Origin of the sequence: Halalkalirubrum salinum (genome assembly GCF_005543295.1) — an archaeon.
GTDB lineage: Archaea > Halobacteriota > Halobacteria > Halobacteriales > Haloferacaceae > Halalkalirubrum > Halalkalirubrum salinum.
In genome coordinates, this window is the sequence record NZ_SRSG01000007.1 from 19,885 (window position 1) to 42,216 (window position 22,332).

Here is a 22,332-nt window from a genome sequence, read left to right on the forward strand (position 1 = left end):
CCTCAAACAGCACACACGGAGACACCAAAATCAGGCAGCTACGAAGAGAAACGCCGCGTTACGGTGCTTCGCCGGTCTCGATCGTGAAGTCGGAAATTGGGTAGGCCACACAGGTGAGCGTGTAGCCCTCGTCGAGTTCGCCGTCGTCGAGCATCTGTTGGTTGTCGTGGCGGACGTAGTCTTCGGAGTTACCGCCGCTCGTGATGTGGCCCGCACAGGAGACACACTGGCCCTGCCGGCAGGCGTACGGGAGGTCCATCCCGGCGTCTTCGCCCTGTTCAAGGACCGTCTTGTTGTTCGCCAGTTCGATCGTCTCGCCTTCCTTTTCGAACTCGACCTCGAAGTACTCGACCTCGTCGTCGGTGATCGCGGAGGGATCGAACCCGCCGTCGTCTTCGCCTTCGAGTTCAGCGGCTTCCTCGCCTTCGGCGCCGCCGACCGCAGCGACCGCGCCGCCACCACCACCGATCGAGCGGTTCATCGGCTCCGGGAAGTCCGTCTCCGGGACCGTCGAGGCGCGACGATCGAGCAGTTCCTGGGAGATGTCTTCGGAAGCCCGCCACTCGGTTCCGCGCGCGAAGTGTATCGCGACGAACGAGAGCACGATGGTAGCCCCCAACCCAAACGCCACTAAATCGACCATACGCGGTCTACGGAAGCGGGGTTTAACAGCGTTTTGTTTGGCACGGACGGCCGCTATCGGCCGGTTGGCACCCGATCGATTCGACCAATCGGAACTGAGCGCGCGATCGCCGACCTGTCCACCGAGAGACGATCAGTTGTCAGTGCGCGGGACCTCGTGACGGCCGAATCCGTACCGAAGGCGGTTCGCCAGCCGACGAGAGAATCGCCCATCGTTGCGGCTGTCGAAGCGCTCCGCAAGCGCCTGGTATATCAGCGGCACCGGCACCTCCTGGGCGAGTGCCTCCTGGACGGTCCAAGTTCCGGTCGAGCCGCCCTCGATACGATCGGCCACGGTCCCGAGGTCGTTGCCCTCCATCTCGAAGGCTTCTTCGCAGAGTTCGAGCAGCCACGATCGAATCACTGCGCCGTTGTTCCACGTCCGGGCAACCGATTCGAGGTCGAGATCGTAGCGGCCGTCTGCGAGCAGTTCGAATCCCTCGCCGTACGCCTGCATGAGCGCGTACTCGACGCCGTTGTGGACCATCTTCACGTAGTGGCCCGCGCCGCGTGGGCCCATGCGATCGTGGCCGTCTGGTCCGGTCGCGACCGCGTCGAACACCGGCACAAACTCCTTGTACGCCCACTCTGGGCCGCCGATCATGAGCGAAAAGCCCTCTTCGGCGCTTGCGGGCCCCCCGCTCGTTCCGCAGTCGAGGTACGCCGCAGAGCACGCCGCCGCACGATCGACCGATCGCTCAAAGTGTGAGTTCCCGCCGTCGACGACGATGTCACCGCTGTCGATATGCGGATCGAGGTCGTCTAGGGTCGCATCCACTGCCTCGCCAGCAGGGACCATGAGCCAGATCCGTTTATCATCGCCGAGTCGGTCACAGAGGTCGTCGATCGACTCGGCCGGTTCCGCGCCGGCAGCAGCCGCCTCCGCAACCGCGTCCGCGGAGAGATCGAACGCGACCACGTCGTGACCTGCGTCCATGCTTCGATTCGCGACAATCTGCCCCATCCGGCCGAGTCCGATCACGCCGAGTTGCATGTGCGAGATTCAACTGGCCGCCCTCGTAGCCGTTGCGGTTCGTCGAGCCCTGCGGATCGACCGATCGAAAATCGACGGTGGAGGAGATCCATTGGCCATGGAGTCTTTATTCGATCCGATCGAACTGGCGGTATGGACGATCGAATCCACGAGCATGCACGCGTTCTTGTTGACTGGAGTGCCCGCGTCGAACGAGGAGACAACGTCGTGATGAGCGTCGCCGAGGATGCCCACGAACTGGCCGTCGCCGTCGCCGAAGCGCTGGGGGAGCGTGGCACAACGCTTCAGACAGTCTACGATTCTGACGAGGTGTCGCGGGCGTATCTCACTGCCCACGACGGTGACTTCGAAGAAAACCCCAGCCACGAACTCGCGCTGTTGGAGGAGACAGACGTGTACCTTCGCCTTGGAGGCGGCCGAAACACGGCCGCAGGCTCGGACATCCCCAGAGAGACCAGACAGGCGTACAGCCGATCGCGACAGGCCGCTCGGGAGGCACGCATGGACACCGACTGGGTCTCGACGATCCACCCCACACGGAGCCTCGCCCAGCAGGCCGGTATGTCCTACGAGACCTACTGTGACTTCGTCTACGACGCCATCCTGCGCGACTGGGAGTCGCTTGCCGGGGAGATGGCACAGCTCAAGACGCTCCTCGATGCCGGCAGCGAGGTTCGTATCGAGTCCGATCGGACTGACATTACCATGTCGATCGAGGGACGCACCGCAGTCAACAGCTGTGCGTCGGTCGCCTACGACTCACACAACCTGCCGTCGGGAGAGGTGTTCACCGCCCCCTATGACACCGAGGGGGAGGTGTTCTTCGACGTGCCGATGACGATCGACGGCACGCGTCTGCAGGACGTCTGGCTCGCCTTTGAGGATGGCGAGGTGGTTGATTTCAGCGCTGGACAGGGTGAAGACACACTCGCTGGAATTCTTGATACAGACCCGGGCGCGCGTCGGCTCGGCGAACTGGGAATCGGCATGAACCGCGGAATCGATCGGTTCACCGATAACATCCTCTTCGACGAGAAGATGGGCGATACCGTCCACCTCGCGGTCGGGCGTGCGTACGATGCGTGTCTCCCGGCCGACGAATCCGGCAACGAATCGGCGGTACATGTGGATATGATCTCTGATATGAGCGAGGAGTCAACGCTGTCGATCGACGGCGAGCCCGTTCAGCGAAACGGAACCTTCCGGTGGGAAGACGGTTTTGACGCCGAGCGTATCTGAACACCGTTATTATGCTCGGGGAAAACAGTCAGATATGCCGAACTATCCGACCCACTCACGTTGGGGCCGTATCGGCGGTGCCGTCGTCGCGATCATCGTCGCAGCTGGGCTCTTTTTCGCCTTTGAGGCACTGACCGTCGCCGTTGCCGCAGCGCTTGCGGCAGGCATCACAACGTTCGCCGGTGCGATTTATCCAGATGTCGATCACCACAAGTCGATCCCAAGACGAAAGGCAGTCAGAGGCTTTCAGGGGCTCACGATCGTCGCGATCGCCTCGGCGGCCGCGCTGTACTGGACTGCGTTTGTCCCGTTGGTTGAGTCACTTGCGATCCAGGTGGCCGGTCCAGAACTTCCGGCACCGCCAGAACTCATCTCGGTGGCGGTGGTACTCGTCGGGACATTTGTTGCCGCGTCGCTTGTCGATCCGCTGATCGGACTCATCACGTTCAGACACCGCGGCTGGACCCACAGTGTGCCCATTAACGCGGTACTGATCGCGATCGTGGCCGCCGCCGTGTGGGTACTGACCCGCGATCTTCCTGTCGCACACCAGGCTGCGGCGATTGTGGTCGTCGCTGCGTTCTTCGCCGGGACACTCATCCACCTCGGGCTCGACGGAGAAATCCGTTGATAAGACTGAACAGGGCCGCACACGCCCATTTTGAATCTCGGCGTGCTCCCAACTGCATGGACCAGACTACGCAATAGGTAATATGTATAGCTGTGGTATTTTGCCACACATGATTCAGTATGGCCGTTATCCTTGGATGCCGGGCGGTAGTATCTGTAAATATGAGTGCCAGAGCATGGCCCGAAGAACGGCCCGAGCGCCGATCAGTCGAGATCGAGACCGCGATCGAGCTGCTGGCCGACGAGTACGTTCGCATGGTGTTGCGGTGTCTGGCTGACAAGCCGCGATCAGCGCCCGAAATCACCGATCGGTGTGCCGCTTCCCGCGTGACAGTGTATCGACGGCTCAATCGCCTCGAGGAGGCCGGGCTCGTTAGTGTCGAGACCGCGATCGATCCGACAGGGAACCACCACAACATCTACCGGAGTCTTGTCGACGAACTCACTGTGAAGCTCCACTCAGATGGGCTCGTTGGTTCGGTAACATACACCGAAGAGTGATGGCGTGCAGGCAATGCCCTCCAGAGGCCACGTTTGTCCTGCCTCTCCCGCTGACGCCAATCTGTCCTGCATCTCCCGCTGACGCCACTTCCGTCCACATATCTCCAATGACACACTATCTCAAACTCTCCGCTGGCGTATGGCCGCAGCTTCGGTTCTACCCACGTTCGCCAGGAGACCGCCACTCGACGCAAACCGCGTCTGTCGTTGACGATCGCCTGCCCCGACCGTTAAATCAGCGTTCAGAAAGACGCGGGCGATCGGTCGTGTCCGCGGGCCCGAACAACAGATCGAATAGTTTCCCCTCCGCGAGTCGGAGATGTTTCGTCACCGTCGGTTGGGTGATTCCGAGCCGATCAGCGACTTCCTCGCTCGTGTGCTCGCGAGGCCAGCGGAAGTAGCCCATCTGATGGGCCGCCTGTAGAGTTTCGTGTTGGCGATCCGACAGCGTCGACTCAAGGCGATCGCGAAACTCCGATGTCGTCGGTTCGGTGCGCTGATGTCGCCGGATCGCATCCAACGAAAGCGCCGGATACTGCTCGTGGAGCCGATCAACGAACGCTCTCACCTCTGTCTTTTCGGGAAGCTCGATGACAAGCCGGGCACCATCCGCATCGACAACGGCCTCACGGATCACGCCGCCAGTGTCCGTGATCACAGACCCAAACCATTCTTCACCGTCGCGTTTGAGAAGGATTTCGCGTTCGCGACGCGAAGCGATCGAAACGTGTCCATCCACGGCGGCTTCGATCTCGGCCGCTGAAATGGACTCGACCGAACCGCGAACTGAAGCATAAACGCTTGCTGTGCCGTCCGGCGATCGAAACACCCGCTCGTAGCGAACAGTCTGTTTGGGATCAGTTGCAAACGCCGAAATCGGGAGCGCCGATCGTGGTCCACTGAATGCGACTTCGAGGGTAGTCTCGGCTTCGAGGGCGCGTCGTCGATCGATCGCCGTGATTGCGTGGGCGATCGAGGTGCCGAGTTGTGCCAACACGTCGACAGTCGGATCGTCGAAGCCCTCTGGCCGGTCACAGACGACGGTCAAAACCCCGTGAGTGATTCCTTGGTAGGTGAGTGGCACACTACACAGCGAGCTACCGCCTGACTCGAGTACATCCTGTCGCCACGACGATCGCCGGCTTCGGCGGACAACCTCGTCGATTGTTTCGATTGTGTCCGTTCGCCATGCGTCGATCGACGGATGTTGGTCCGACCGGTCGGCATCGTTCAGTCGACGTTCAATCTCCGCTGAGTCAGCGCCTGCAACTGTCGTCGGCGACAGCCGGTCTTCGCCAACCTCGACGGCCCCGATCCACGCCGAGACAAACCGATCGGCCGCAGCGAGTCGCTCACAGACGGCCCGTTCCATCTCTTCGCGTGTCTGAGCATTTGTGACCGCAGTCTCGATCTCGTAGGCGAGGTCAGTCAGCTGGCTTAATCGCGATGCTCGGCGCGTCTGTGCTTCGAGTCGTTGCTGTCTGTCACGCAAGGCGCGTCGCCCGCGAAGGTGATTCAATGCGCCTTCGAGCGTTGCCGCGACGACGTGTTCGGCCTCCGAGACCTCCGTGGCAGGGCTGTCCTCATCAATCCAGACGACAATTCCGTGTTCGCCAAGCGGCAATATCGAAACGGACACCTCCCGGTCAATCGGAAGCCATCCGATATTCGTCGCCGTACGTCGGACCGGCTGTTCGGTCGCAAACACCGACCACGCCGTCGATTGATCCGCGTCGAGTCTCGGTAATGCGTCGAGGGTGAGCGAACTGGGTGGCGTCACTGCCGTCGGTTCAAGACGGCCGTCTTCGTATCGAAAGACGGCCGCACAGTCGACACCAAACACGTCAGCGGCCGCGCGCATTGCTAACTGACACGCCTCATCAGGTGTGTCGACCGACGTGATCTCTTTGGTTGCGATATGAAACGAATCCAACGTTCGTTCACGACGATGCGAAACAGTCACGTCGCGGCTGACGACGACCGCACGCGGTGTTTCATCGGGGAGGCAGAGTGGGTACACATCCGTATGAACCCACCGCGTGTCGCCGTTCGTGTGTTCAATCCGATACTCTGTCGCGTATCGCTCGGCAACGTCGCCCGTCGCTGCATCCGCGGCGATCGACTCGAGAAAGGCCTGATAGTCGTCCCTATCATCAGGATGTAGCGTGTCGAAGAAGCCCTGTGGATTGGTCTCGGCTATTGCTGCTAACGGTTCACCCCAGATTGCTTCGTATCCAGAGCTGACAAACTCGGCGGTGAAATCGGGATCGAGCAGATCAGTAATCGAGGTGAGCAACACTGCCTCGTCGATCCGATCGAGGATTGCTCTGAGAACCGTTTTTTCATCCATGCTGGAGGGCATTGGCCCGAAATTTTCGATACTGGCTCAAAAGCGCTTCGACGAACCGATCTCAGACGTCGTGCGTTTGCCCACAGTGTGGACACTCGACCTCCTCAGCTCGGAGCTTCGCGCTCTCGGTTCGCACTTCTCGCATCACCGCAGAGATTCGATCTTCCGCATCGAGCTCTTCGGCGACCGCGAGATCGACACCCTCGACTTCAAGTAAGAACTTCGCGATCTCTGTGACCTCGTACATCAGCTCATCGAGCTCTTCGGCAGTAAAAAAACCGCTCATCGCACCATACAAGAAGGTCGCGCCGGATTTTGTCACCTTGTCTTCGAACGACGATCGCGCCTGGTTGACCGCCTGTGGAGTGTACGTGTCAGTCATAAATGGGACCAACTCGGGGAGGTTTTCACCAATTTTCGTCATCTCGACGCCAGTTTCAGTACGAAAGTCTGCACACAGTCGTGCGATCGCCCACTCGCGGGCGGTAATGTAGGTTCGATCGCGCAAGAACCCGTTGACACGATCGTACGCCGCGCCGTCCATCTTTTTGAATCGTTCGTACTTGCGGACGTCTACAGGGACGGACTCCTCAGTAGCCGATTCGTCCCCTCCTGATTCGTCGACAGTAGATTCGTGGTCGACATCCGCACCCTGGTCGGTCGAGTCCGTGTTTGGGACTGTCTCGGCTCCGTCTTCGGAACCTGAGGTGGGCGAGGTGGCCGGCTCTGACGTGCGATCGTCGTTCATGTCCCGGATTCCGACTGCCCGATGCAAAAGCGTTGTCGTGGATCACCGTTTGCATCGACAAGCAACCTTTTTGACTCGTCCGAGAGCAGACTGGGACATGAAAGTACTTCTCGGAATTGGCGGCAGCGAGGACTCTATTCAAGCACTGGAAAAAACAGTGGATCGAGCTGAATCAGCAGGTGATAACCTGACTGTCGCGATACTCCAAAATCCGAACGCAGATCGAACGCCCGACGAGATCGAATCACAGGTTCGTGAGTATCTCACAGACCACACTATAGAATCGTCTATTCGTCACGTCGAGGGCGACCCGGGCAGCATGCTCGTGGACATCGCGGAGTCAGAAGGCTATGAGAAGATTGTGATCGGCGGCGGACAGCGGAGCCCGATGGGGAAGATCCAACTGGGTCAAATTGCCGAGTTCGTGCTGTTGAACTCGCACACAACGGTGACATTGGTCCGATGACTGATCGCCGCTATCCTACCGAACCGACCGAAGGCTTCGAGACCCCGCCAGTCTCGTTCACCGATCGGACGGGGCGGACGATCACGATCCGCCCGTATGACGGCACAGATTCGGCATTCGAGACGCTTGTCGAAATGTACGAGGCGTTCGACCCGGCGGATCGCGCACAGGGGATCCCGCCCGGCCAAGAGCCGCAGATCCGAAGCTGGCTCGAGACGATTCTTGGGAACAACTGTCTGAATATTATCGCGTGGGATGGTGGCACTGCTGCCGGGCACGCAACGCTCGTTCCCGATGGTGACGCGTACGAGCTCGCGATCTTCGTGCTGCAGGCGTATCAAGAGGCCGGCATTGGGACGCACCTAATCGAGGCATTGTTGGGTCACGGAGCAGCGAATGGGATCGAAAAGGTCTGGCTCACGGTCGAACGATGGAACCGTCCGGCGGTTGGGTTGTACAAGAAGGTCGGCTTCGAGACGAGCAACGCCGAAAGCTTCGAACTGGAGATGGCGATCCGGTTGGCCGCCGAACCGGTTTCCGACGACAGCGAGTAATCACCAGAGATGGGGTGTGGGCGATCATCTGACTATTTGACGATCGATCAAACCGACAGCACTGGCTGACTAGCGTATAACAACACGTACTCGGCAGCTTTCTCGAGGACGTCACTGGCGTCGTCGTTTCGTGGTTCTCGAGGGACGACAATGAAATCCGCGTCGATGTCCTCGGCAGTATCGAGGACCACACTCCCCGGATGGACGGTCTTGATTCGGGTTGAAAATCCGTACGCGATCGAACTCGTCAGTTCGACGCTAGCGGTCGCCGCGATCGTTCCGATATCGGTCGTAAACGAGTGCGTATCGTCTGCAACATCGTCTTCGTGGACCGCACCGTTTTCCAGCCCCCGGACGATCTCTTCGCCGAGCACGTACACCGCGTGGACCGACGCATCGTATACGTCAGCGATCGCTGCGGCGTACTCGACGGCGCTCCGAGACTCATCGCTCCCGTCGACCGGAACCAACACGAGATCGATATCGAGATCGGCCATGAGAGTCTCTCGAACGGGAACCCTCAAAAACGCTCCCCTCCGATCGTCGAGTTCCTGTTCCGTGTGTCCATTTGTCACGGACGTGTGTTGAGGTTTTATACCAGATGGCAGCGAATCGTTGGTCATGTTTGAACGGATCGCGATCGCCACGGACGGGTCTGACAGCGTGAGTCGGGCAGTCGACGTGGCGCTCAACCTCGCCGAACGGTTCGACGCGGAGGTACACGCGCTGTCGATCGTTGACGCCAGCGAGGTCGAATCCTCACCGGAAGCGATCAGAGACGATCTTCGTGAAGCACTGTCGACGCAGGCAGCCGATGCGCTCGAGTCAGTTCGCGATCGGGCTGGTGAGCGAGTCACGACTGCAGTCCGAGAAGGGCGGCCAGCCGCAGAAATTACCGCGTACGCACGAGAAAACGACATCGACGTGGTCGCGACCGGCACGCGCGGGCGCCACGGCGAAAATCGATTTCTGATCGGCAGCGTCGCCGAACGAGTCGTCCGTACCTGTCCCGTGCCTGTTTTGACCGTTAGACAGCTCTCAGAGGCAGAACAATAACACACGCCACTGCGAGATAGCCAGCGTACGAAAGAACGCACGTCATTACGAGATAGCCAAGCGCGCGAGCACACAGAACACGCGGGCTTTTAGGGCTCTGTTTCGTCGATCCGGTATGGACGACGAGTTTTTCGATACAAATCGGCTCTCGCTACGGCGACGATCGCTCATCCCGGGTGCGGGCTTTTTTTATCCGGATTCGCTCGACGACGAACGCGCCGAGGCACAAGCGAAGGACGCAATTGAAGGTACGGAGGCCGTCGTCGTCACTGACTCGGACGCCGACGGACTCGGCTGTGTCGCGCTCATTCGTGAGGCGTACGACGCTGCACTCGATGTTGACCCCTACCTCGCCGCAGTCGAAGCCAGACTGGCCGAGGACACAGATTCCGACGATGAAGCTGTGCCTGCGGTAGACGATGGCAATACGTCTAACGAAGAGCCAACAGAGACAGAGCCAACCGGAGATGAGTCACCGGTTGCACTGCTGGCCGCCAGCCCGCATTCGCTCGATACCGCACTCGAACGCGTGGCAGCCTACGCCGAACCGGGGATCGACCTGTTCGTCTGTGACCTCTGTCCGGACTCGTACGATCGGATCGCCGAGCCGCTCGAGACGCTGTCGGAACGCTGCGATCGAATCGCGTGGTACGACCATCACCAGTGGGGCGACAATGTCGAAGCCGCGGTCCGAGACGCTGGCGTCGAGCTCGTGATCGGCGAGTCTGACGAAGAGTGTAGCACAGATGTCGCACTGCGATCAATCGACTACGACTTCCCGGCGCGCTTCGAGGAGCTTGCAACGGTGACCCGAGATCACGACCTGTGGCTCAACGAGGACGAACGGAGCGCGGATCTCGCCGACTACGCCTACTGGTCGGGTGCCGAGGAGTACGCCGCGATCGTCGGCGCATACGGCGCGTCACTGCCCGACCCGGTTGTGGACTACATTGCCCACCGGCGGGTGGAAAAAGAGCGGCTAATCGAAGCCGCAGTCGATCGGGCCGAGCACGTCGATGTCGGCCCCTGGACCGTTGGCGTGACCTACGGCCGGTGTTCACAAAACGAGGTCGCCGACGCGCTCCGAGAGGCAGGGACGGATGCCGCGGTGATCGTCAAACCCTCCGGCAGTGCGAGCATCCGCGGCAGCGACGGGTTCGAACAGAGCCACCTCGTCGCCCGGCAGGTCAACGGCGGCGGCCACCCGAAAGCCGCCGGCTGCAAGCCAGATATCTACGACGACATGCTCGATTACGCCCACCACTGGACGACCGAAGGCGCGGCTGCAAAGCGCGTGATCCTAGCTGCGTTTGATCGCGTTGCGGACGGAAGCGTCGCTGAGGAGTAGCGCAGAAGCGATCGTCCTATTGGACGTATTCGGGATGATCGTCCGTCGTTAGCGATCGCCGGCAACCCACTTGTGACTGAAATTCACGCCACACGTACAGTGGGCGTACGCATGAATAACGTCACCATCGGCGTACATGCCGCCAACGCCGGAGTTCTGTGCTTCGGCGAACGAAAAGACGAATTCGATCTCGTGGGTTTCGTCGGCCTCGCCGTCACTGTTGGGACAGACGCCGCCGGCGAGATCGGGAGCAATATCTCCCTCGGTGCCCATTGCCGCACCTGCGAATTCCATGGGATCGATCCCGGTGCCCTGTGAGAACGCGGCGCGACCCTCCTCGCCGTCGACGACGAGCACGACGCCGCCATCGACATCTTCGCCGTGGTTCGCGATCACCGCGTTTTGATTCATGAACGCGTTGCTGACAAAAATCGCTACGTCGTCGAGGCGATCGCCGGCCAGGTACGCCGAAAGCTCGCTCATACCCGCGATAGCTCTGCCAGGGGTAAATGCGCTCGCAATTTCGATTGGGGACGATCGATGAGCGGAGAGAGTCCGATCAAGAGACGATTATCTGTCGCCGTCAAGACGCTCTGCGATCGACGAAAGCGAATCTGTTGGACCCGACACCGCGTCGTACACCGCTCTATCACCCGGCCGCCGGAGGCCGTACAGCTCACCAGGAATGACCGAATCGAGGTCGACCCCATCGCCGACCTCGCGATCGAGTTCAGCGAGCCACATGGCGAGATAGTTCTCTTCTCCACGGCCGGCTCTCGCTTCCCGTTTGAACGCGAACGCGCCGCGGAGCAAGCGCCCGCGCGCGTCTGTCTCAACACGTGCGTGTCGCTCGGATCGATCGATCACAAGGCGGATAAAATCGCCGTCAGAGAGTTCATCATCGAGCCCGTCGGGGAGGCGAAGACAGCGGGTGCGGGTGCTGCCAAGCCGGGCGATCTCTGCTCTGTGTGTCTCGAGGTCGTCGCTCGTCACTCTGGGTGCCATGGAGTTGGTGTGCTAGCCGTGCGGAGGGCCGGTGGTCTCGTTATTCGTCGTCTTCGTCCTCGCCGCCCTCGCCGAGCGCGTCGGCGACAGAGCCGTCGCCGTCGACAACAGTGGCGTTGATCTGGGCGACCGCGTCGCTGATTTCTCGGCCGCGGACGGTGACGCGCTTGCGCTCGCCGTCGCGGGTTGGCTTGTAGCCGACACCGCCTTCGAGGAGGAGCTCTTTCAGGCTCGAGCCGGGGACGTCTGCCCGCAGCGGACGACCGGTTTCATCGGAGCCGCCCGTCAACTCGAGCGTGAATCCGTCGAGGCCGACGGCGCTACCGTCGACCTCGTCACCGAGATCACGGCCGAGGAATCGGTTTGCGTCCTGTCCGTCAACTTCGAATTGGAACGTCTCGCCGGTCTCGGGGTCGGCGACGACGACTTTGAATTCTGCCATTACGAACTCTCACTCGACGGGCGATAAAAAGCACGTCGAAAGCGATTTGACTCGCGACGATCCGTGCAAGCCTGTTTTTCACCGAAATGAATGCTCCTTACTCTCTGAATAACCGATAGGAGCCCTGTCCGACGACGACTGTCTTGGTTCCCCCCTCCGGGGTCGGGCTTTCGACGCGCATCTCTGACACGCCGATCGAACTGCCCGAGCGGACCACTTCGCCGATCGCCCGCAGATCGCCGTCAGCCCGACGCAGGTAGTTCACGTTGAGGTTCACTGTCGCAACCCCACCCATCGTGGGCTCATCGAACGTCGTTCGTAGCGCAAGGCCACCAGCGGTGTCGATGAGCGTCGCCGCAACCCCACCGTGGACCGTCGTCGGCATTGTCGTGTTGGTTAGCTTCTCGTCGAACGGAATCGACATGACGATCCGCCCTTGCTCGACCTCCTCGATCGTCGTATCGAGCCACGACAGGTAGCCGTGTTGCTCTTCGATTGCGTGACAAAGCTCCTCGACGAACGCCTCGTCGATCGATCCGGCACTGTCTGATTCTTCGCTCATGTACTCCCGGTTGTGATAGGCGAACTTGTGCGCGCCGGTTTCGATCGGGATGTTCGCCCGTTGCAAGGCAGCCACAGGACACCCGGGTTCAACTCTGCCGGGCCAATCAGCCTTCGTAGCCGGCTTTGTCCATCGCGTCTGCGAACTGCGGGGTATCCATCGCGCTCTCGTAGACAATCGCGGTCAACATCCCACCGGGGTAGTTCTCGCCGTTCATGACGTGGTGGACCTTGTGACAGTGGACTAGGTAGATGCCAGGGTCGGCGTCCGCGGTGAACTCGATCGTCTTGCGCTCTGCGGGTGCAAGCGAGGTCACGTCCTCCTCGTGGCGTGCTGCCGGTGGGATGACGCCGCCGTCTTTTTCCACGACCTCGAAGCGGTGGTTGTGCAGGTGAATCGAGTGCGATTCGTAGCCGTTGTTCGTCACGTGGATGCGGACGCGATCGCCCTCCTTGACGACGAACGGCGACCCCTCCTCAGGGTGGAAGGTGTACGGCGCGCTCCGGCCGTTGATCGTGAAGACGTCTGGACGGCGATCGCGGTGGCTATACTCCGTGTTGCCACCAGCGAACTTGTTGGAGAGCCGCGAGTCCCACTCTTTGACGGTCATGAAGAACTCCTTGTCCGGCAGTTCGTAGTCAACCGGATCGACACGGACGATTCCGTACATCCCCAGATCGAGGTGGTTCTGCGTCTGGTAGTGACAGTGATACAGGTGGGTTCCCGGAACGTTTGCGGTTAGCCCGTAGGTGTGAGACTCGTCTGCACCGACCTGAATGCCGGTGCTCGCTGGTGCGCCGTCGTCCATCCAGTCTTTCTTGAGGGCGTGGACGTGGAAGGTGTGCGGCCGGACGTCCTCGGTGTTTTCTAGGTGGACGTCGAACTCCGTACCCTCCTCGACGCGAAGGATCGGTCCCGGGACACTCGGATCGTTGTCGTCGGCCTGCCAGGCCCACACCTCCGGCAGTTCGAGCGGGCCGCCGGCGGCCTCGCTGACGAGCGTGTGCCGCGAGGGAACGACTCGCATCGTCGTCTCTGCGCCCTGTTCGTTCAGATCGACGATCGTCGGCACCCCCGTGTACGGATAATCTGTCTCGGCGGGGTTCGCCGGTCCGTTCGGCTCTTCGGTCTCCTCAGTCTCGTCGCCGCCGTCGGTCGAGGTCTGTTCGCTGCCGTCTGCGTTACTGGTTGCGATCGGTTCACGTATCGGGGCCGCACAGCCCGCTAGTCCAAGGATCCCGGCGACGCCGGTCGCCTGGACGAATCGCCGTCTCGATGCCCGTCCGCTTGTGGAACGATCTGCCATAGCTACCTCTGGCACTGGGGGAATATATCCCCGAAGCACCGTTCTCAGCGGGTTAGAACGCTTGTGCGACTCGTGTGGACAACCGACACGAGGTGTGTGAGCGCTCAGCGGCGGCCACCGAGGCGGATCGGGTCATCGCTCGGCTCGATCGTCACCTCGACACGATCGCCAACCGCGAAATCCGCGTCGATCGTCACGAGTTTCCCACCCCAGTCGCCGGTTTGATCCGCAAACAGCGACAAGCCGGTGATCCGTTCGCCGTTCGCGAACACATCGACTGGGTCCCAGCGAACCGTCCGTCCCGAGGCAATCCCGATCGGGGTGCCGAACAGCCGAAGGTGGCAATCTGCCGCAGCACCCGTTGGGGCCGAGAGGACGCCACCACCACCGTAGTGTGTGAGCCCACCGTCGATAGGCACACCCGCATCTGTGGCGATCGCTGCGAACTGTCCAGGATTGGGGTGCGATGGGGTATCCAGCCGTGCGTGTGTCGGGCCGGTTTCGACGACCGTCCCGGTCCCGTCCCACGCGATCGGTTCGACGTTGATCGGGAGACTGATGGGCACAGAGCCGCTCGCCCGCCGTGGATGTTGGGTCACGCTGCGAAAGTCGAGATGAAGGTGATTTGCAACCCACCGTCCGAAGAACCCCGATCGGATGAGCGTGCCGAGGCGGTCACCGATCTCGACGCGATCACCCGCTTCAACAGACGGCTCGACGTGGAGGATCCGCGCGACGAATCCCTCCGGCAGGTCGGTTGGCGTCGCCCCGCGGTCGACCTCGACGACGATCAGATGGTCGCGATTGACGGCGTAGGGGCGATCCGGACAGTTGACCGACAGCGTCTCAGTGACCGTCCCGGCGACCGGTGAGAACGCGATGTCCGAGCCGGGATAGAGGTCGATCCCACAGCCGCGATCGTGAGCCGGATACGGCGAGTTGAAAAGCGAGAACCGATCGTACGACCGCAGCACCGATTCATCGACGACGACGGAGGGGTCCATTCGAGTTGGGTTATGAGTTACATCCTCAATATCTGCGCGGTTTTCGGTGCCTGCGTGTGGTTGGCGGGACAGATCAGACTCACTGTGGCCACGCACGAAAACAGCTATGCGATTTGCTGCAGCCGCGCCGGAAAACAGCTATTGCGACCGGCGGCCAAAAGAGCAGCCGTGATCTGCTGTCGCGGGCGACTGGAATCGATCGATGCGGACCGGCGAGCGACGGCCGCGCTGCTCGATCGCAGCGCAGAGACCGATGAGACGATCGTCCGCGTGTGGACACCCGCCCGCCAGCTCGCGTTCGGCCGTCGGGACGCCCAACGCGACGGATACGAGGAAGCCCGGACGATCGCCAAATCCCATGGATATCTGCCGATCGAGCGGTCCGTGGGTGGCCGTGCAGTCGCCTACACGGGCAGTGTCGTCGCGTTCGCGCACGTCCAGCCGATCGAGGACATCAGGCGTGGGATGGACGACAGATACGACGCGGCCGTGGAAACGGTCATCGCCGCGCTCGAACGGACGGGTGCGTCGGTTCGTTCCGGCGAGCCAGATCGATCGTACTGTCCCGGTGCACACTCCATACAAGGGACGGGGTCGGTCGGCAAGATCGCTGGGATCGCCCAGCGGGTCACCGCCGGTGCGGCGCTCGTCTCCGGCTGTGTAACCGTCTCAGCGGTGGATCAAGAGTCGATCGCCGACGTGCTCTCCCCAGTCTACAGGGCACTCTCAGTTCCGTTTGCACCGGCATCGGTCGGCTCGGTCGAAGCCGCAGGGGGCACGGATGACCCAGAGACGGTTATCCGGGCGATCGAACAGGAACTCGCAGGCACCGACCCAGAGATCGTTGATATCGCAGCTGTCATCTCTGAGACGTGAGCGATCGCCGTCGCCTCGAAGCCGCCGGCTTTAGGACGGTCACTCGCGGAGTATCGCGTATGCTTATCACCGACGCGACGTTGGCGGACGGCCGGACGGTCGACGTACGGATCGACGGGGAGACGATCGCCGCCGTCGAGCCGTCACTCGATTTGCTCGACCACGAACGGCTGATCGACGCCGACGGGAAGCTGCTGTTACCCGGCGCGATCGACGCACACGTCCACTTTCGACAGCCGGGGTTCACCCACAAGGAGACGTTCGAGACGGGCTCACAAAGCGCCGCAGCCGGCGGGGTAACGACCGTGATCGATCAGCCCAACACAGCGCCGCCGACGATCGACGGCGCGTCGTTCGATCGCAAGGCAACCGCAGCAGCAGCGTCGCTCGTAGACTACGGACTCAACGGTGGGGTGACCCCCAAGTGGGATCCAGAATCGTTGTTCGATCGACCCATTTGCGCGCTCGGAGAGGTATTTCTCGCAGATTCGACAGGAGAGATGGGGATCGATCTCGACCTGTTCGCGGATGCCGTTGAACGGGCCAGCGATCACGGCGTTCCAGTGACGGTTCACGCAGAGGACGCGACGCGGTTCGACGAATCACAGCGCGATCGCGACGCCGGTGGAACGGGAAAAGATGCGAACGCGGACCTGTGGAGTGCCTACCGAACGGCTGAAGCGGAAGTGGCAGCGATCGAACGTGCCGTGGACGTGGGCCGCGACTCGGCAGCGTCGATCCACATCGCACACACCTCGACGCCCGGAGGGATCGACGCCGCGACCGCCGGCGGGGCGACCTGTGAGGTCTGTCCGCACCATCTATTTTTATCCCGTGATGACCTCGACGAACTCGGCACCTTCGGGCGGATGAACCCGCCGCTGCGCAGCGAAGAACGACGGCAAGCGGTGTTCGATCGGGTCGCCGACGGCACTGTTGACATTATTGCCACCGATCACGCGCCGCACACCACGGCCGAAAAGCAACAAGGGCTCTGGGACGCACCAAGCGGCGTCCCCGGCGTCGAGACGATGGTTCCGCTGCTTTTGGCGGCCGCCACAGAAGGCCACTGGGACTACGAACGGGTCCGTGATCTGGTTGCGACGAATCCCGCGCGGATCTTCAATCTCTCCCAGAAGGGCCGGATCGAACCCGGCCGCGATGCGGATGTGGCGCTGTACGATCCAGAGCGTCCACGTTCGATCCGTGGGGACGAACTGCACTCGAAGTGTGGGTGGACGCCGTACGAGGGATTCGAGGGGATATTCCCCGAGCTGACGATCGTCCGTGGGGCGGTCGTCTACGAGCAAGCACCCGGCTCCGCACCAGCCGACGCCACCGATCGGGCGACAGAGCGGTTCGGCGAACTACCCGGACACAACGTCCGCCGATAGCGACGCCGACTCATCCCCGCCAGCGCAGAGATCGTGTTCGTGCCGGAGTACCGCACCATCACGGGTCACGTCGATCCACAGCCGAAACGGCGCGCTGTCGGCGGCAGTAACGGTGACGGTGGCGTTTTCGCGGTCGATCGAGACCGTCGGCGGCGAATCGTCTCCCGGACGACTCGCGGATGCGTTCAGAATTGTCCCGTCGACTTCGATCTCGACGGTGGCGTTGTCGCCGGACTGGTTGCTCCTAACGCTGTCGATCCCGGTTCCATTCTGGATTGTCTGATCGATTGTGTACTCGCCACTGTGTGTGGGTTCTGGGTCGCCGTCGAGTTCACAGCGGAACTCAGAGAGCGGGTCCTCGCCGATCGGGCTTGTGGCATCAGTAGTCAAAACGACGTACAATCCGCCGACACCGGCGGCGACGGCCAGCAGGCCGAAGCCGACACCGAACGCAAGCGCAAACTGATATCGGCTCAATCCGGATGGCATTATCGGGTGTACGATGGCGGGATAAATCAACGTTCGCCGATCGAACCACCAGACGGACTGTGTGACAGTCCGATTGGAATAGCGCTTCAGATTCCGATCCGAACCCGAAGCTTTAGTCCGATCGGCTGACCACCCTCTCGCATGACTGATCGGCCTGCGCGGGTTGCCTCGGCGGTGTGGGACGAACTCATCAGCGATCGGGACGCGACGGCCGCTGAACTGGCGGCCGAGGGCTGGGTGGTCCAGTCGGTGACAGTCGGCGACGTGACTGCCCTGCCGGCGAAAGACGGTACCGAGAACGACTTTGTCGGCCTGTCCGTGCTCGTCCCCGGCGGCGAGTTCCGCGAGCTGGAGGCGTCGATCGATGACGGGGATGTTGACAGCTACGAGGCCTACGGCGCGGTTCGAGACGGCGTGATGCTGTTGGTGCTCGTCCTGAAAGCGAGCGAGGACAAACGCGCGGTCTGTCTGCCAGCGTACTACGGCATCCACGAGGCCGAGGCGATGATCGACGCCGCCCGCGACGTGGGTCACATGTCGACGGCGATCAGGCCGCTTTCGGGTGATCGGCGTGTGGTGTTCAGCCACGACGATGTCGAGCCGTTGCTGCCAGCGCAGTAGCTGGTCTCGACTGGTTTTTGCCGATCGCTTTCGGACCCGATACCGTTTTGAGTCGCCCCGAAGAACGGACGACAAATGCTGTCCAGACAGTTCGTTCGCGAGAACCCCGAGACGGTCCGAGCGGCCCTCGACAACAAGGGGGTCGACGTGGATCTCGATCGGGTCCTCGAGACCGACGAGGAGTGGCGATCGCTCAAGAGCCGCGGCGACGACCTTCGACACGAGCGAAACGAGGTGAGCCGCTCGATCGGCCAGCTCAAACAAGAAGGCGACGAGACGGCCGCCCAGGAGGCGATCGAGCGATCGAGTGAGCTCAAAACTGAACTCCAGGACGTCGAAGCCCGCGCGGACGAACTCGAAGCCGAACTCGAATCGGCGCTGTTGACGCTGCCCGGGATTCCTCACGAGTCGGTGCCGATCGGCGCAGACGAGTCCGAAAACGTCGAACGACGGCGAGAGGGCTTCGACGATCTTCGGGAAGTCCCCGGGGAGGTCGTCCCACACTACGATCTCGGCGAGGAACTCGACATCCTCGACTTTGAGCGCGGTGCAAAGGTCTCCGGTGGCGGCTTTTATTTCGCGAAAGGTGATGGCGCGCGGCTCGAACACGCGCTGGTGCAGTTCATGCTCGACGTCCACCGCGAGCAGGGGTACGTCGACGTGTTCCCACCGCTGCCGGTCAACAGCGCCTCGATGCGCGGCACCGGCCAGTTCCCGAAATTCACCGAGGACGCCTACCGGATCGAGGGCTCGAACGAGGAACCCTACGACGACGACGACCTGTGGCTGTTGCCGACCGCCGAGGTGCCGGTGACGAACCTCCACCGCGACGAGATCCTGCTCGACGACGACCTGCCGCTGAAGTACCAGGCGTACTCGCCGAACTTCAGACAGGAGGCCGGCGAACACGGCACTGAGACCCGCGGGATCGTCCGGGTCCACCAGTTCAACAAGGTCGAGATGGTCAACTTCGTCCGCCCAGAGGACAGCTACGATCGCTTCGAGGGACTCGTCGATGAGGCCGAGGAAGTCCTCAGACGACTCGAACTGCCGTATCGGATTCTCGAGATGTGTACGGGCGATCTGGGCTTTACCCAGTCGAAAAAGTACGACATCGAGGTGTGGGCTCCCGCCGACGACATGGACGAGGGTCCCGACGAAGGCGGCCGGTGGCTCGAGGTGTCGTCGGTGTCGAACTTCGAGGACTTCCAGGCCCGGCGGGCGGGGATTCAGTACCGTCCCGAGCGCCACGAGTCCGCGGAGTATCTGCACACGCTGAACGGCTCCGGGGTGGCGATCCCGCGGGTGGTCGTGGCGATCCTCGAATACTATCAAAACGAGGACGGAACCGTCGACGTGCCCGAGGCGCTACAGCCGTACATGGGCGACCAGACGGTCATCGAGGGTCACGAACCAGTCGGCGAGCGGGCTGTTGGGTCTGGCGATAAGGCCTGAGACAGCGCTCGGCTCGGTACGTATAATCGATGACAATTTATCTGTGACCCGCTACGATTCGAGATCTGACAGCGCACTCGCAGTCTCGACTCCCCGTTCGGCCGGTGGGTCAGCGCTCGTCTCCTCGAACTCCGATCGCGCACACTCCGCACAGTAGTGGTTGTGTTCCAGTTCGTGGGTGAACACCGGCAGCCCAGCGATCACCGTCTCATCGCGCCGGCGACGGATCATCCCGCCGTCGAATTGCTCGCCACAAACGACACAGGGCTCGTCGACGTGGTCGATCGGCTTTACCACTCGATGATCGACAGTCCGGGTACGGCCGAACGCGGTGATCGCGTGTCGACGCCCAAGTTTACACTTGAGTTGGCGCTCGATCGGCGGCGCGACCGCCAGCCCGAGTATGCCGATCAACGCGCCGGCGGTCCCGAACAGGAGAGTGCCGTCGCTGACCGCGATCGCACCGAACACGACCGCAAGAAACACCAATAGTACCGACAGCGCGTACGACGAAGCGGTCTCAACCGGGCCGTCCGTATTGTCAGTCCGGCGCTTCGGCGGCGATCGGTTCGCGTCATCGACGGAGAGATGACGGCGTTCAGCCCGCTTGACGTAGCTGTACCAGCCATACGCGAGGTTTCCGAGGCCGCCAGTAAAGAGCAACAACAGCAGGTGGACACCGATCGAGCCGATGTCGCGGTCGACGACCGTGACGCGATCGCCGTAGTCGTGTTCGATCTCCCAGCCTGCCTCGACGTGTTGTTCGACATGGTCGCGGAAGTCGTCGTAGTCCTGGTCGTTTGTGGAGCGTTGGGGTTGATTGTGTGGCTCCGCGACATCCGCATCAATTTCGGGTCTGGGGGTACCACAGGCCGAGCAAAACCGATCGCCGCGATCGAGCGTCTCACCACAGGCGGAACACTCGGCCACACCGAGCGACTGTGCGCCGCAGTTCGGACAAAACTGTGCGTCCGGCGGGAGCGTCGTATCGCACTCGTGACACTGTATTCTGGCCGCAGGAGGTGTCTCAGACGAGGAGGGCATCTAGTCGTTCGTTTGGGTGGACGGCACTTAGCTCCAATGTCTGCTTTCGCCGGCAGGGACAGTGGGTGAACAACGCGTCTCTCAGCTGTACGTCTCGATCGCGTCGATCGCGCCCGCATCGTCGAACCGAAACACGTCGATGAACGCGAACACGTCGGTCCCATCGGCGCCAATCAGCGTGCCGTGGGCCGCCACCCCGAGGTCGTTCGCGAGCACGTCCGCAAGCTGATGCGTGGTGTCGGTCATCGGTCGATCGTCTCGCATGAACGCCACGAAGGCCACTGGGCTTTCGAAGGTCCGGTCCGGGCGATACTGTGTAAACGAGTCGCTGAGATGCGAGCGGAGGGTCTCGTAGTCGCCCTCGTCGAGACATCGGTAGTATTCGTGGACGACTGCGGTTCGATCCATGTGCTGCTGTTGGGCTGATTGGCACAAGAACGTTCCCGCAACCGTTGCCAAGCGGGTCGTTTTTGTCCGTCGGTCGCCGAAACGCTCTATCGTGGAGTTGCACATCCGCTACGAGGGCGACGACGATCCTGACAAGTGCACCGCCCGAAAGCTCGCGCGGTTCGATCTGGCGACGTTGCACCGTAGCAACCGGGCAACGCCGTACGGGATCGTGCTCAATCCTCACGCCGAGCAGGCGCTCTCGCGAGCGGATCTGTCGGCGATCGGCGCGGACGCTACAGAACCCGACGATCGACCGGACGGGAGACTCGTCGCGTTAGATTGCTCGTGGGAGTCTGCCGGCGAAGCGCGCTTTAGTCTCGCCGGCGAGCACCGCGCGCTGCCATACCTCGTGGCGGCGAATCCAGTAAACTTCGGACGACCGATGCAGCTCACAACTGTCGAGGCGCTGGCAGCGGCGCTTATTATTCTGGGCGATCGCGACCACGCCGAGCGAATTCTCGCGAAGTTCACGTGGGGCGAGACGTTTCTCGAACTGAACGAAGAACCATTGCGCCGCTACGCGGCGTGTGCAGACTCGACTGCGGTTGTCGAGGTGCAGGCAGCGTATCTCGATCGCTGAAGGGCCCGAATCGACGGTCGATCGAGAATAGCTGCTCACCCGAAGACGCCGCCGATCGCCCCCGCCAGCGCGCTGTCGAGCGCAAAAATAACCGTGACGAGCACACCGGCAACGAGCACACCGCCAAAGCCGAGGACGCTCCCAAGTGGCCCGCCGACAAGTCCCAGTACGCCCGCGAAGATCGCAAACAGCACCGTCAGCACGATGCCAGCAATCGAGCCGGCCAAGAGACCGTGCCAGGCACCGCTCGCGAGCCCGCCACCGGCAACGTAGCCCGCGGCAAGCCCGCCGATGATCCCCGCGCCGATGTGGCCGACGATCGGCGCACCCGTCGCCAACACGCCAGCGATGAGCGTCACGAGAAAGCCGACGCCGACCGCGTACCAGTCCGTCATGTCGAATTGATCGTGCCCAACGGTCATAAGCCCTATCGACCCGATCGTGCTGACGGTGATACGACCTGCCAAATCCACGAGTTGTGAATTATTATTAAAAATTGGCCTCTTTTCGTAGCCGAATTAATATAATTGCAGCACG

At 61.7% G+C, this 22,332-nt stretch carries 27 protein-coding genes; 12 read left to right on the forward strand and 15 right to left on the reverse strand.

Features of this window, described 5'->3' with window-relative positions:
- Positions 1 to 58: 58 nt before the first annotated feature.
- Positions 59 to 643, reverse strand: a complete 585-nt coding sequence (locus E5K03_RS01630) for a 2Fe-2S iron-sulfur cluster-binding protein (RefSeq protein WP_138004635.1) — start codon at positions 641 to 643, stop codon at positions 59 to 61.
- Between the two features lie 132 nt (positions 644 to 775).
- The gene (locus E5K03_RS01635; RefSeq protein ID WP_138004636.1) at positions 776 to 1,675 is read right to left on the reverse strand and encodes a decarboxylating 6-phosphogluconate dehydrogenase; all 900 of its coding nucleotides are present in this window, start codon (positions 1,673 to 1,675) and stop codon (positions 776 to 778) included.
- A gap of 132 nt (positions 1,676 to 1,807) precedes the next feature.
- On the opposite strand from E5K03_RS01635, the gene E5K03_RS01645 reads away from it, so the two are divergent.
- The 3 genes from E5K03_RS01645 (at position 1,808) to E5K03_RS01655 (ending at position 4,045) form a co-directional block, all read left to right on the forward strand.
- A complete protein-coding gene (locus E5K03_RS01645; protein WP_138004638.1) occupies positions 1,808 to 2,914 on the forward strand; it encodes an aminopeptidase in 1,107 nt (368 codons plus the stop codon).
- 34 nt (positions 2,915 to 2,948) lie between these two features.
- The gene (locus tag E5K03_RS01650) at positions 2,949 to 3,545 is read left to right on the forward strand and encodes a metal-dependent hydrolase (RefSeq protein ID WP_138004639.1); all 597 of its coding nucleotides are present in this window, start codon (positions 2,949 to 2,951) and stop codon (positions 3,543 to 3,545) included.
- Between the two features lie 161 nt (positions 3,546 to 3,706).
- Positions 3,707 to 4,045 carry an ArsR/SmtB family transcription factor gene (locus tag E5K03_RS01655; protein WP_171006572.1) on the forward strand — a complete coding sequence of 113 codons (339 nt, stop codon included), beginning with the start codon at positions 3,707 to 3,709 and terminating at the stop codon, positions 4,043 to 4,045.
- A 235-nt stretch (positions 4,046 to 4,280) separates the two neighbouring features.
- On the opposite strand, the gene E5K03_RS01660 is transcribed toward E5K03_RS01655, so the two are convergent.
- A complete protein-coding gene (locus E5K03_RS01660) occupies positions 4,281 to 6,407 on the reverse strand; it encodes a bacterio-opsin activator domain-containing protein (protein WP_138004641.1) in 2,127 nt (708 codons plus the stop codon).
- 49 nt (positions 6,408 to 6,456) lie between these two features.
- A complete protein-coding gene (locus E5K03_RS01665; protein WP_138004642.1) occupies positions 6,457 to 7,143 on the reverse strand; it encodes a DUF5806 family protein in 687 nt (228 codons plus the stop codon).
- Positions 7,144 to 7,240: 97 nt separating this feature from the next.
- Between E5K03_RS01665 and E5K03_RS01670 the strand changes: the two genes are divergently transcribed.
- Complete coding sequence (locus E5K03_RS01670; protein ID WP_138004643.1) at positions 7,241 to 7,609, forward strand: universal stress protein; 369 nt, start codon at positions 7,241 to 7,243, stop codon at positions 7,607 to 7,609.
- The gene (locus tag E5K03_RS01675) at positions 7,606 to 8,163 is read left to right on the forward strand and encodes a GNAT family N-acetyltransferase (protein WP_138004644.1); all 558 of its coding nucleotides are present in this window, start codon (positions 7,606 to 7,608) and stop codon (positions 8,161 to 8,163) included. Before E5K03_RS01670 ends, E5K03_RS01675 begins: the two co-directional genes overlap by 4 nt.
- Before the next feature lie 47 nt (positions 8,164 to 8,210).
- Here E5K03_RS01675 and E5K03_RS01680 read toward each other — a convergent pair whose 3' ends face one another.
- A complete protein-coding gene (locus E5K03_RS01680) occupies positions 8,211 to 8,660 on the reverse strand; it encodes a universal stress protein (protein ID WP_138004645.1) in 450 nt (149 codons plus the stop codon).
- 124 nt (positions 8,661 to 8,784) lie between these two features.
- On the opposite strand from E5K03_RS01680, the gene E5K03_RS01685 reads away from it, so the two are divergent.
- Positions 8,785 to 9,219 carry a universal stress protein gene (locus tag E5K03_RS01685; protein WP_138004646.1) on the forward strand — a complete coding sequence of 145 codons (435 nt, stop codon included), beginning with the start codon at positions 8,785 to 8,787 and terminating at the stop codon, positions 9,217 to 9,219.
- A 115-nt stretch (positions 9,220 to 9,334) separates the two neighbouring features.
- Positions 9,335 to 10,567 carry a DHH family phosphoesterase gene (locus E5K03_RS01690; RefSeq protein WP_138004647.1) on the forward strand — a complete coding sequence of 411 codons (1,233 nt, stop codon included), beginning with the start codon at positions 9,335 to 9,337 and terminating at the stop codon, positions 10,565 to 10,567.
- A gap of 48 nt (positions 10,568 to 10,615) precedes the next feature.
- Here the strand turns inward: E5K03_RS01690 and E5K03_RS01695 are convergent, their stop codons facing one another.
- The 6 genes from E5K03_RS01695 to E5K03_RS01720 all read right to left on the reverse strand — a co-directional run bounded on the left by E5K03_RS01695 (position 10,616) and on the right by E5K03_RS01720 (position 14,886).
- Entirely contained in the window at positions 10,616 to 11,050 is a 435-nt protein-coding gene (locus E5K03_RS01695; RefSeq protein WP_138004648.1) for a DUF5807 family protein, read from the reverse strand.
- A gap of 87 nt (positions 11,051 to 11,137) precedes the next feature.
- On the reverse strand, positions 11,138 to 11,572 hold the full coding sequence (locus E5K03_RS01700) for a DUF7112 family protein (RefSeq protein ID WP_138004649.1): 435 nt from the start codon (positions 11,570 to 11,572) through the stop codon (positions 11,138 to 11,140).
- A gap of 40 nt (positions 11,573 to 11,612) precedes the next feature.
- A complete protein-coding gene (locus tag E5K03_RS01705; RefSeq protein ID WP_138004650.1) occupies positions 11,613 to 12,014 on the reverse strand; it encodes a 30S ribosomal protein S6e in 402 nt (133 codons plus the stop codon).
- A gap of 97 nt (positions 12,015 to 12,111) precedes the next feature.
- A complete protein-coding gene (locus E5K03_RS01710; protein ID WP_138004684.1) occupies positions 12,112 to 12,576 on the reverse strand; it encodes a PaaI family thioesterase in 465 nt (154 codons plus the stop codon).
- Between the two features lie 106 nt (positions 12,577 to 12,682).
- Positions 12,683 to 13,882, reverse strand: a complete 1,200-nt coding sequence (locus E5K03_RS01715; protein ID WP_138004651.1) for a multicopper oxidase domain-containing protein — start codon at positions 13,880 to 13,882, stop codon at positions 12,683 to 12,685.
- A 104-nt stretch (positions 13,883 to 13,986) separates the two neighbouring features.
- Positions 13,987 to 14,886 (reverse strand): hypothetical protein, encoded by a 900-nt coding sequence (locus tag E5K03_RS01720; RefSeq protein ID WP_138004652.1) that lies wholly within the window; start codon positions 14,884 to 14,886, stop codon positions 13,987 to 13,989.
- A 168-nt stretch (positions 14,887 to 15,054) separates the two neighbouring features.
- Here E5K03_RS01720 and E5K03_RS01725 point away from each other — a divergent pair, with 168 nt between their 5' ends.
- Both E5K03_RS01725 and E5K03_RS01730 read left to right on the forward strand, forming a co-directional pair.
- On the forward strand, positions 15,055 to 15,762 hold the full coding sequence (locus E5K03_RS01725) for a lipoate--protein ligase family protein (RefSeq protein ID WP_138004653.1): 708 nt from the start codon (positions 15,055 to 15,057) through the stop codon (positions 15,760 to 15,762).
- A 59-nt stretch (positions 15,763 to 15,821) separates the two neighbouring features.
- Positions 15,822 to 17,156, forward strand: a complete 1,335-nt coding sequence (locus E5K03_RS01730) for a dihydroorotase (protein ID WP_138004654.1) — start codon at positions 15,822 to 15,824, stop codon at positions 17,154 to 17,156.
- On the opposite strand, the gene E5K03_RS01735 is transcribed toward E5K03_RS01730, so the two are convergent.
- Complete coding sequence (locus E5K03_RS01735; RefSeq protein WP_138004655.1) at positions 17,130 to 17,645, reverse strand: hypothetical protein; 516 nt, start codon at positions 17,643 to 17,645, stop codon at positions 17,130 to 17,132. The two genes, E5K03_RS01730 and E5K03_RS01735, sit on opposite strands and share 27 nt — an antisense overlap.
- Positions 17,646 to 17,786: 141 nt before the next feature.
- Here E5K03_RS01735 and E5K03_RS01740 point away from each other — a divergent pair, with 141 nt between their 5' ends.
- Positions 17,787 to 18,266: a DUF7529 family protein gene (locus tag E5K03_RS01740; protein ID WP_138004656.1), complete on the forward strand. Its 480-nt coding sequence runs from the start codon at positions 17,787 to 17,789 to the stop codon at positions 18,264 to 18,266.
- A 75-nt stretch (positions 18,267 to 18,341) separates the two neighbouring features.
- The gene (gene serS, locus E5K03_RS01745; RefSeq protein WP_138004657.1) at positions 18,342 to 19,721 is read left to right on the forward strand and encodes a serine--tRNA ligase; all 1,380 of its coding nucleotides are present in this window, start codon (positions 18,342 to 18,344) and stop codon (positions 19,719 to 19,721) included.
- 51 nt (positions 19,722 to 19,772) lie between these two features.
- On the opposite strand, the gene E5K03_RS01750 is transcribed toward serS, so the two are convergent.
- Together E5K03_RS01750 and E5K03_RS01755 are read right to left on the reverse strand one after the other, a co-directional pair.
- A complete protein-coding gene (locus E5K03_RS01750; RefSeq protein WP_138004658.1) occupies positions 19,773 to 20,765 on the reverse strand; it encodes a zinc ribbon domain-containing protein in 993 nt (330 codons plus the stop codon).
- An 81-nt stretch (positions 20,766 to 20,846) separates the two neighbouring features.
- Positions 20,847 to 21,173 carry a nuclear transport factor 2 family protein gene (locus E5K03_RS01755; protein WP_138004659.1) on the reverse strand — a complete coding sequence of 109 codons (327 nt, stop codon included), beginning with the start codon at positions 21,171 to 21,173 and terminating at the stop codon, positions 20,847 to 20,849.
- Between the two features lie 91 nt (positions 21,174 to 21,264).
- On the opposite strand from E5K03_RS01755, the gene E5K03_RS01760 reads away from it, so the two are divergent.
- Positions 21,265 to 21,795 (forward strand): DUF367 family protein, encoded by a 531-nt coding sequence (locus E5K03_RS01760; RefSeq protein WP_138004660.1) that lies wholly within the window; start codon positions 21,265 to 21,267, stop codon positions 21,793 to 21,795.
- Positions 21,796 to 21,830: 35 nt separating this feature from the next.
- On the opposite strand, the gene E5K03_RS01765 is transcribed toward E5K03_RS01760, so the two are convergent.
- Entirely contained in the window at positions 21,831 to 22,190 is a 360-nt protein-coding gene (locus E5K03_RS01765; protein WP_138004661.1) for a DUF5518 domain-containing protein, read from the reverse strand.
- Positions 22,191 to 22,332: the final 142 nt, after the last annotated feature.

Bases quoted from the DNA above. Each gene is read 5' to 3' on its own strand.
- E5K03_RS01665 (WP_138004642.1), bottom strand. From the start codon at position 7,143: ATGAACGACGATCGCACGTCAGAGCCGGCCACCTCGCCCACCTCAGGT.
- E5K03_RS01660 (WP_138004641.1), bottom strand. From the start codon at position 6,407: ATGCCCTCCAGCATGGATGAAAAAACGGTTCTCAGAGCAATCCTCGAT.
- E5K03_RS01715 (WP_138004651.1), bottom strand. From the start codon at position 13,882: ATGGCAGATCGTTCCACAAGCGGACGGGCATCGAGACGGCGATTCGTC.
- E5K03_RS01635 (WP_138004636.1), bottom strand. From the start codon at position 1,675: ATGCAACTCGGCGTGATCGGACTCGGCCGGATGGGGCAGATTGTCGCG.
- E5K03_RS01645 (WP_138004638.1), top strand. From the start codon at position 1,808: ATGGACGATCGAATCCACGAGCATGCACGCGTTCTTGTTGACTGGAGT.
- E5K03_RS01650 (WP_138004639.1), top strand. From the start codon at position 2,949: ATGCCGAACTATCCGACCCACTCACGTTGGGGCCGTATCGGCGGTGCC.
- E5K03_RS01700 (WP_138004649.1), bottom strand. From the start codon at position 11,572: ATGGCACCCAGAGTGACGAGCGACGACCTCGAGACACACAGAGCAGAG.
- E5K03_RS01740 (WP_138004656.1), top strand. From the start codon at position 17,787: ATGACTGATCGGCCTGCGCGGGTTGCCTCGGCGGTGTGGGACGAACTC.
- E5K03_RS01730 (WP_138004654.1), top strand. From the start codon at position 15,822: ATGCTTATCACCGACGCGACGTTGGCGGACGGCCGGACGGTCGACGTA.
- E5K03_RS01670 (WP_138004643.1), top strand. From the start codon at position 7,241: ATGAAAGTACTTCTCGGAATTGGCGGCAGCGAGGACTCTATTCAAGCA.
- E5K03_RS01710 (WP_138004684.1), bottom strand. From the start codon at position 12,576: ATGAGCGAAGAATCAGACAGTGCCGGATCGATCGACGAGGCGTTCGTC.
- E5K03_RS01685 (WP_138004646.1), top strand. From the start codon at position 8,785: ATGTTTGAACGGATCGCGATCGCCACGGACGGGTCTGACAGCGTGAGT.
- E5K03_RS01755 (WP_138004659.1), bottom strand. From the start codon at position 21,173: ATGGATCGAACCGCAGTCGTCCACGAATACTACCGATGTCTCGACGAG.
- E5K03_RS01655 (WP_171006572.1), top strand. From the start codon at position 3,707: ATGAGTGCCAGAGCATGGCCCGAAGAACGGCCCGAGCGCCGATCAGTC.
- E5K03_RS01680 (WP_138004645.1), bottom strand. From the start codon at position 8,660: ATGGCCGATCTCGATATCGATCTCGTGTTGGTTCCGGTCGACGGGAGC.
- E5K03_RS01765 (WP_138004661.1), bottom strand. From the start codon at position 22,190: ATGACGGACTGGTACGCGGTCGGCGTCGGCTTTCTCGTGACGCTCATC.
- E5K03_RS01750 (WP_138004658.1), bottom strand. From the start codon at position 20,765: ATGCCCTCCTCGTCTGAGACACCTCCTGCGGCCAGAATACAGTGTCAC.
- serS (WP_138004657.1), top strand. From the start codon at position 18,342: ATGCTGTCCAGACAGTTCGTTCGCGAGAACCCCGAGACGGTCCGAGCG.
- E5K03_RS01690 (WP_138004647.1), top strand. From the start codon at position 9,335: ATGGACGACGAGTTTTTCGATACAAATCGGCTCTCGCTACGGCGACGA.
- E5K03_RS01630 (WP_138004635.1), bottom strand. From the start codon at position 643: ATGGTCGATTTAGTGGCGTTTGGGTTGGGGGCTACCATCGTGCTCTCG.
- E5K03_RS01695 (WP_138004648.1), bottom strand. From the start codon at position 11,050: ATGAGCGAGCTTTCGGCGTACCTGGCCGGCGATCGCCTCGACGACGTA.
- E5K03_RS01720 (WP_138004652.1), bottom strand. From the start codon at position 14,886: ATGGACCCCTCCGTCGTCGTCGATGAATCGGTGCTGCGGTCGTACGAT.
- E5K03_RS01735 (WP_138004655.1), bottom strand. From the start codon at position 17,645: ATGCCATCCGGATTGAGCCGATATCAGTTTGCGCTTGCGTTCGGTGTC.
- E5K03_RS01705 (WP_138004650.1), bottom strand. From the start codon at position 12,014: ATGGCAGAATTCAAAGTCGTCGTCGCCGACCCCGAGACCGGCGAGACG.
- E5K03_RS01675 (WP_138004644.1), top strand. From the start codon at position 7,606: ATGACTGATCGCCGCTATCCTACCGAACCGACCGAAGGCTTCGAGACC.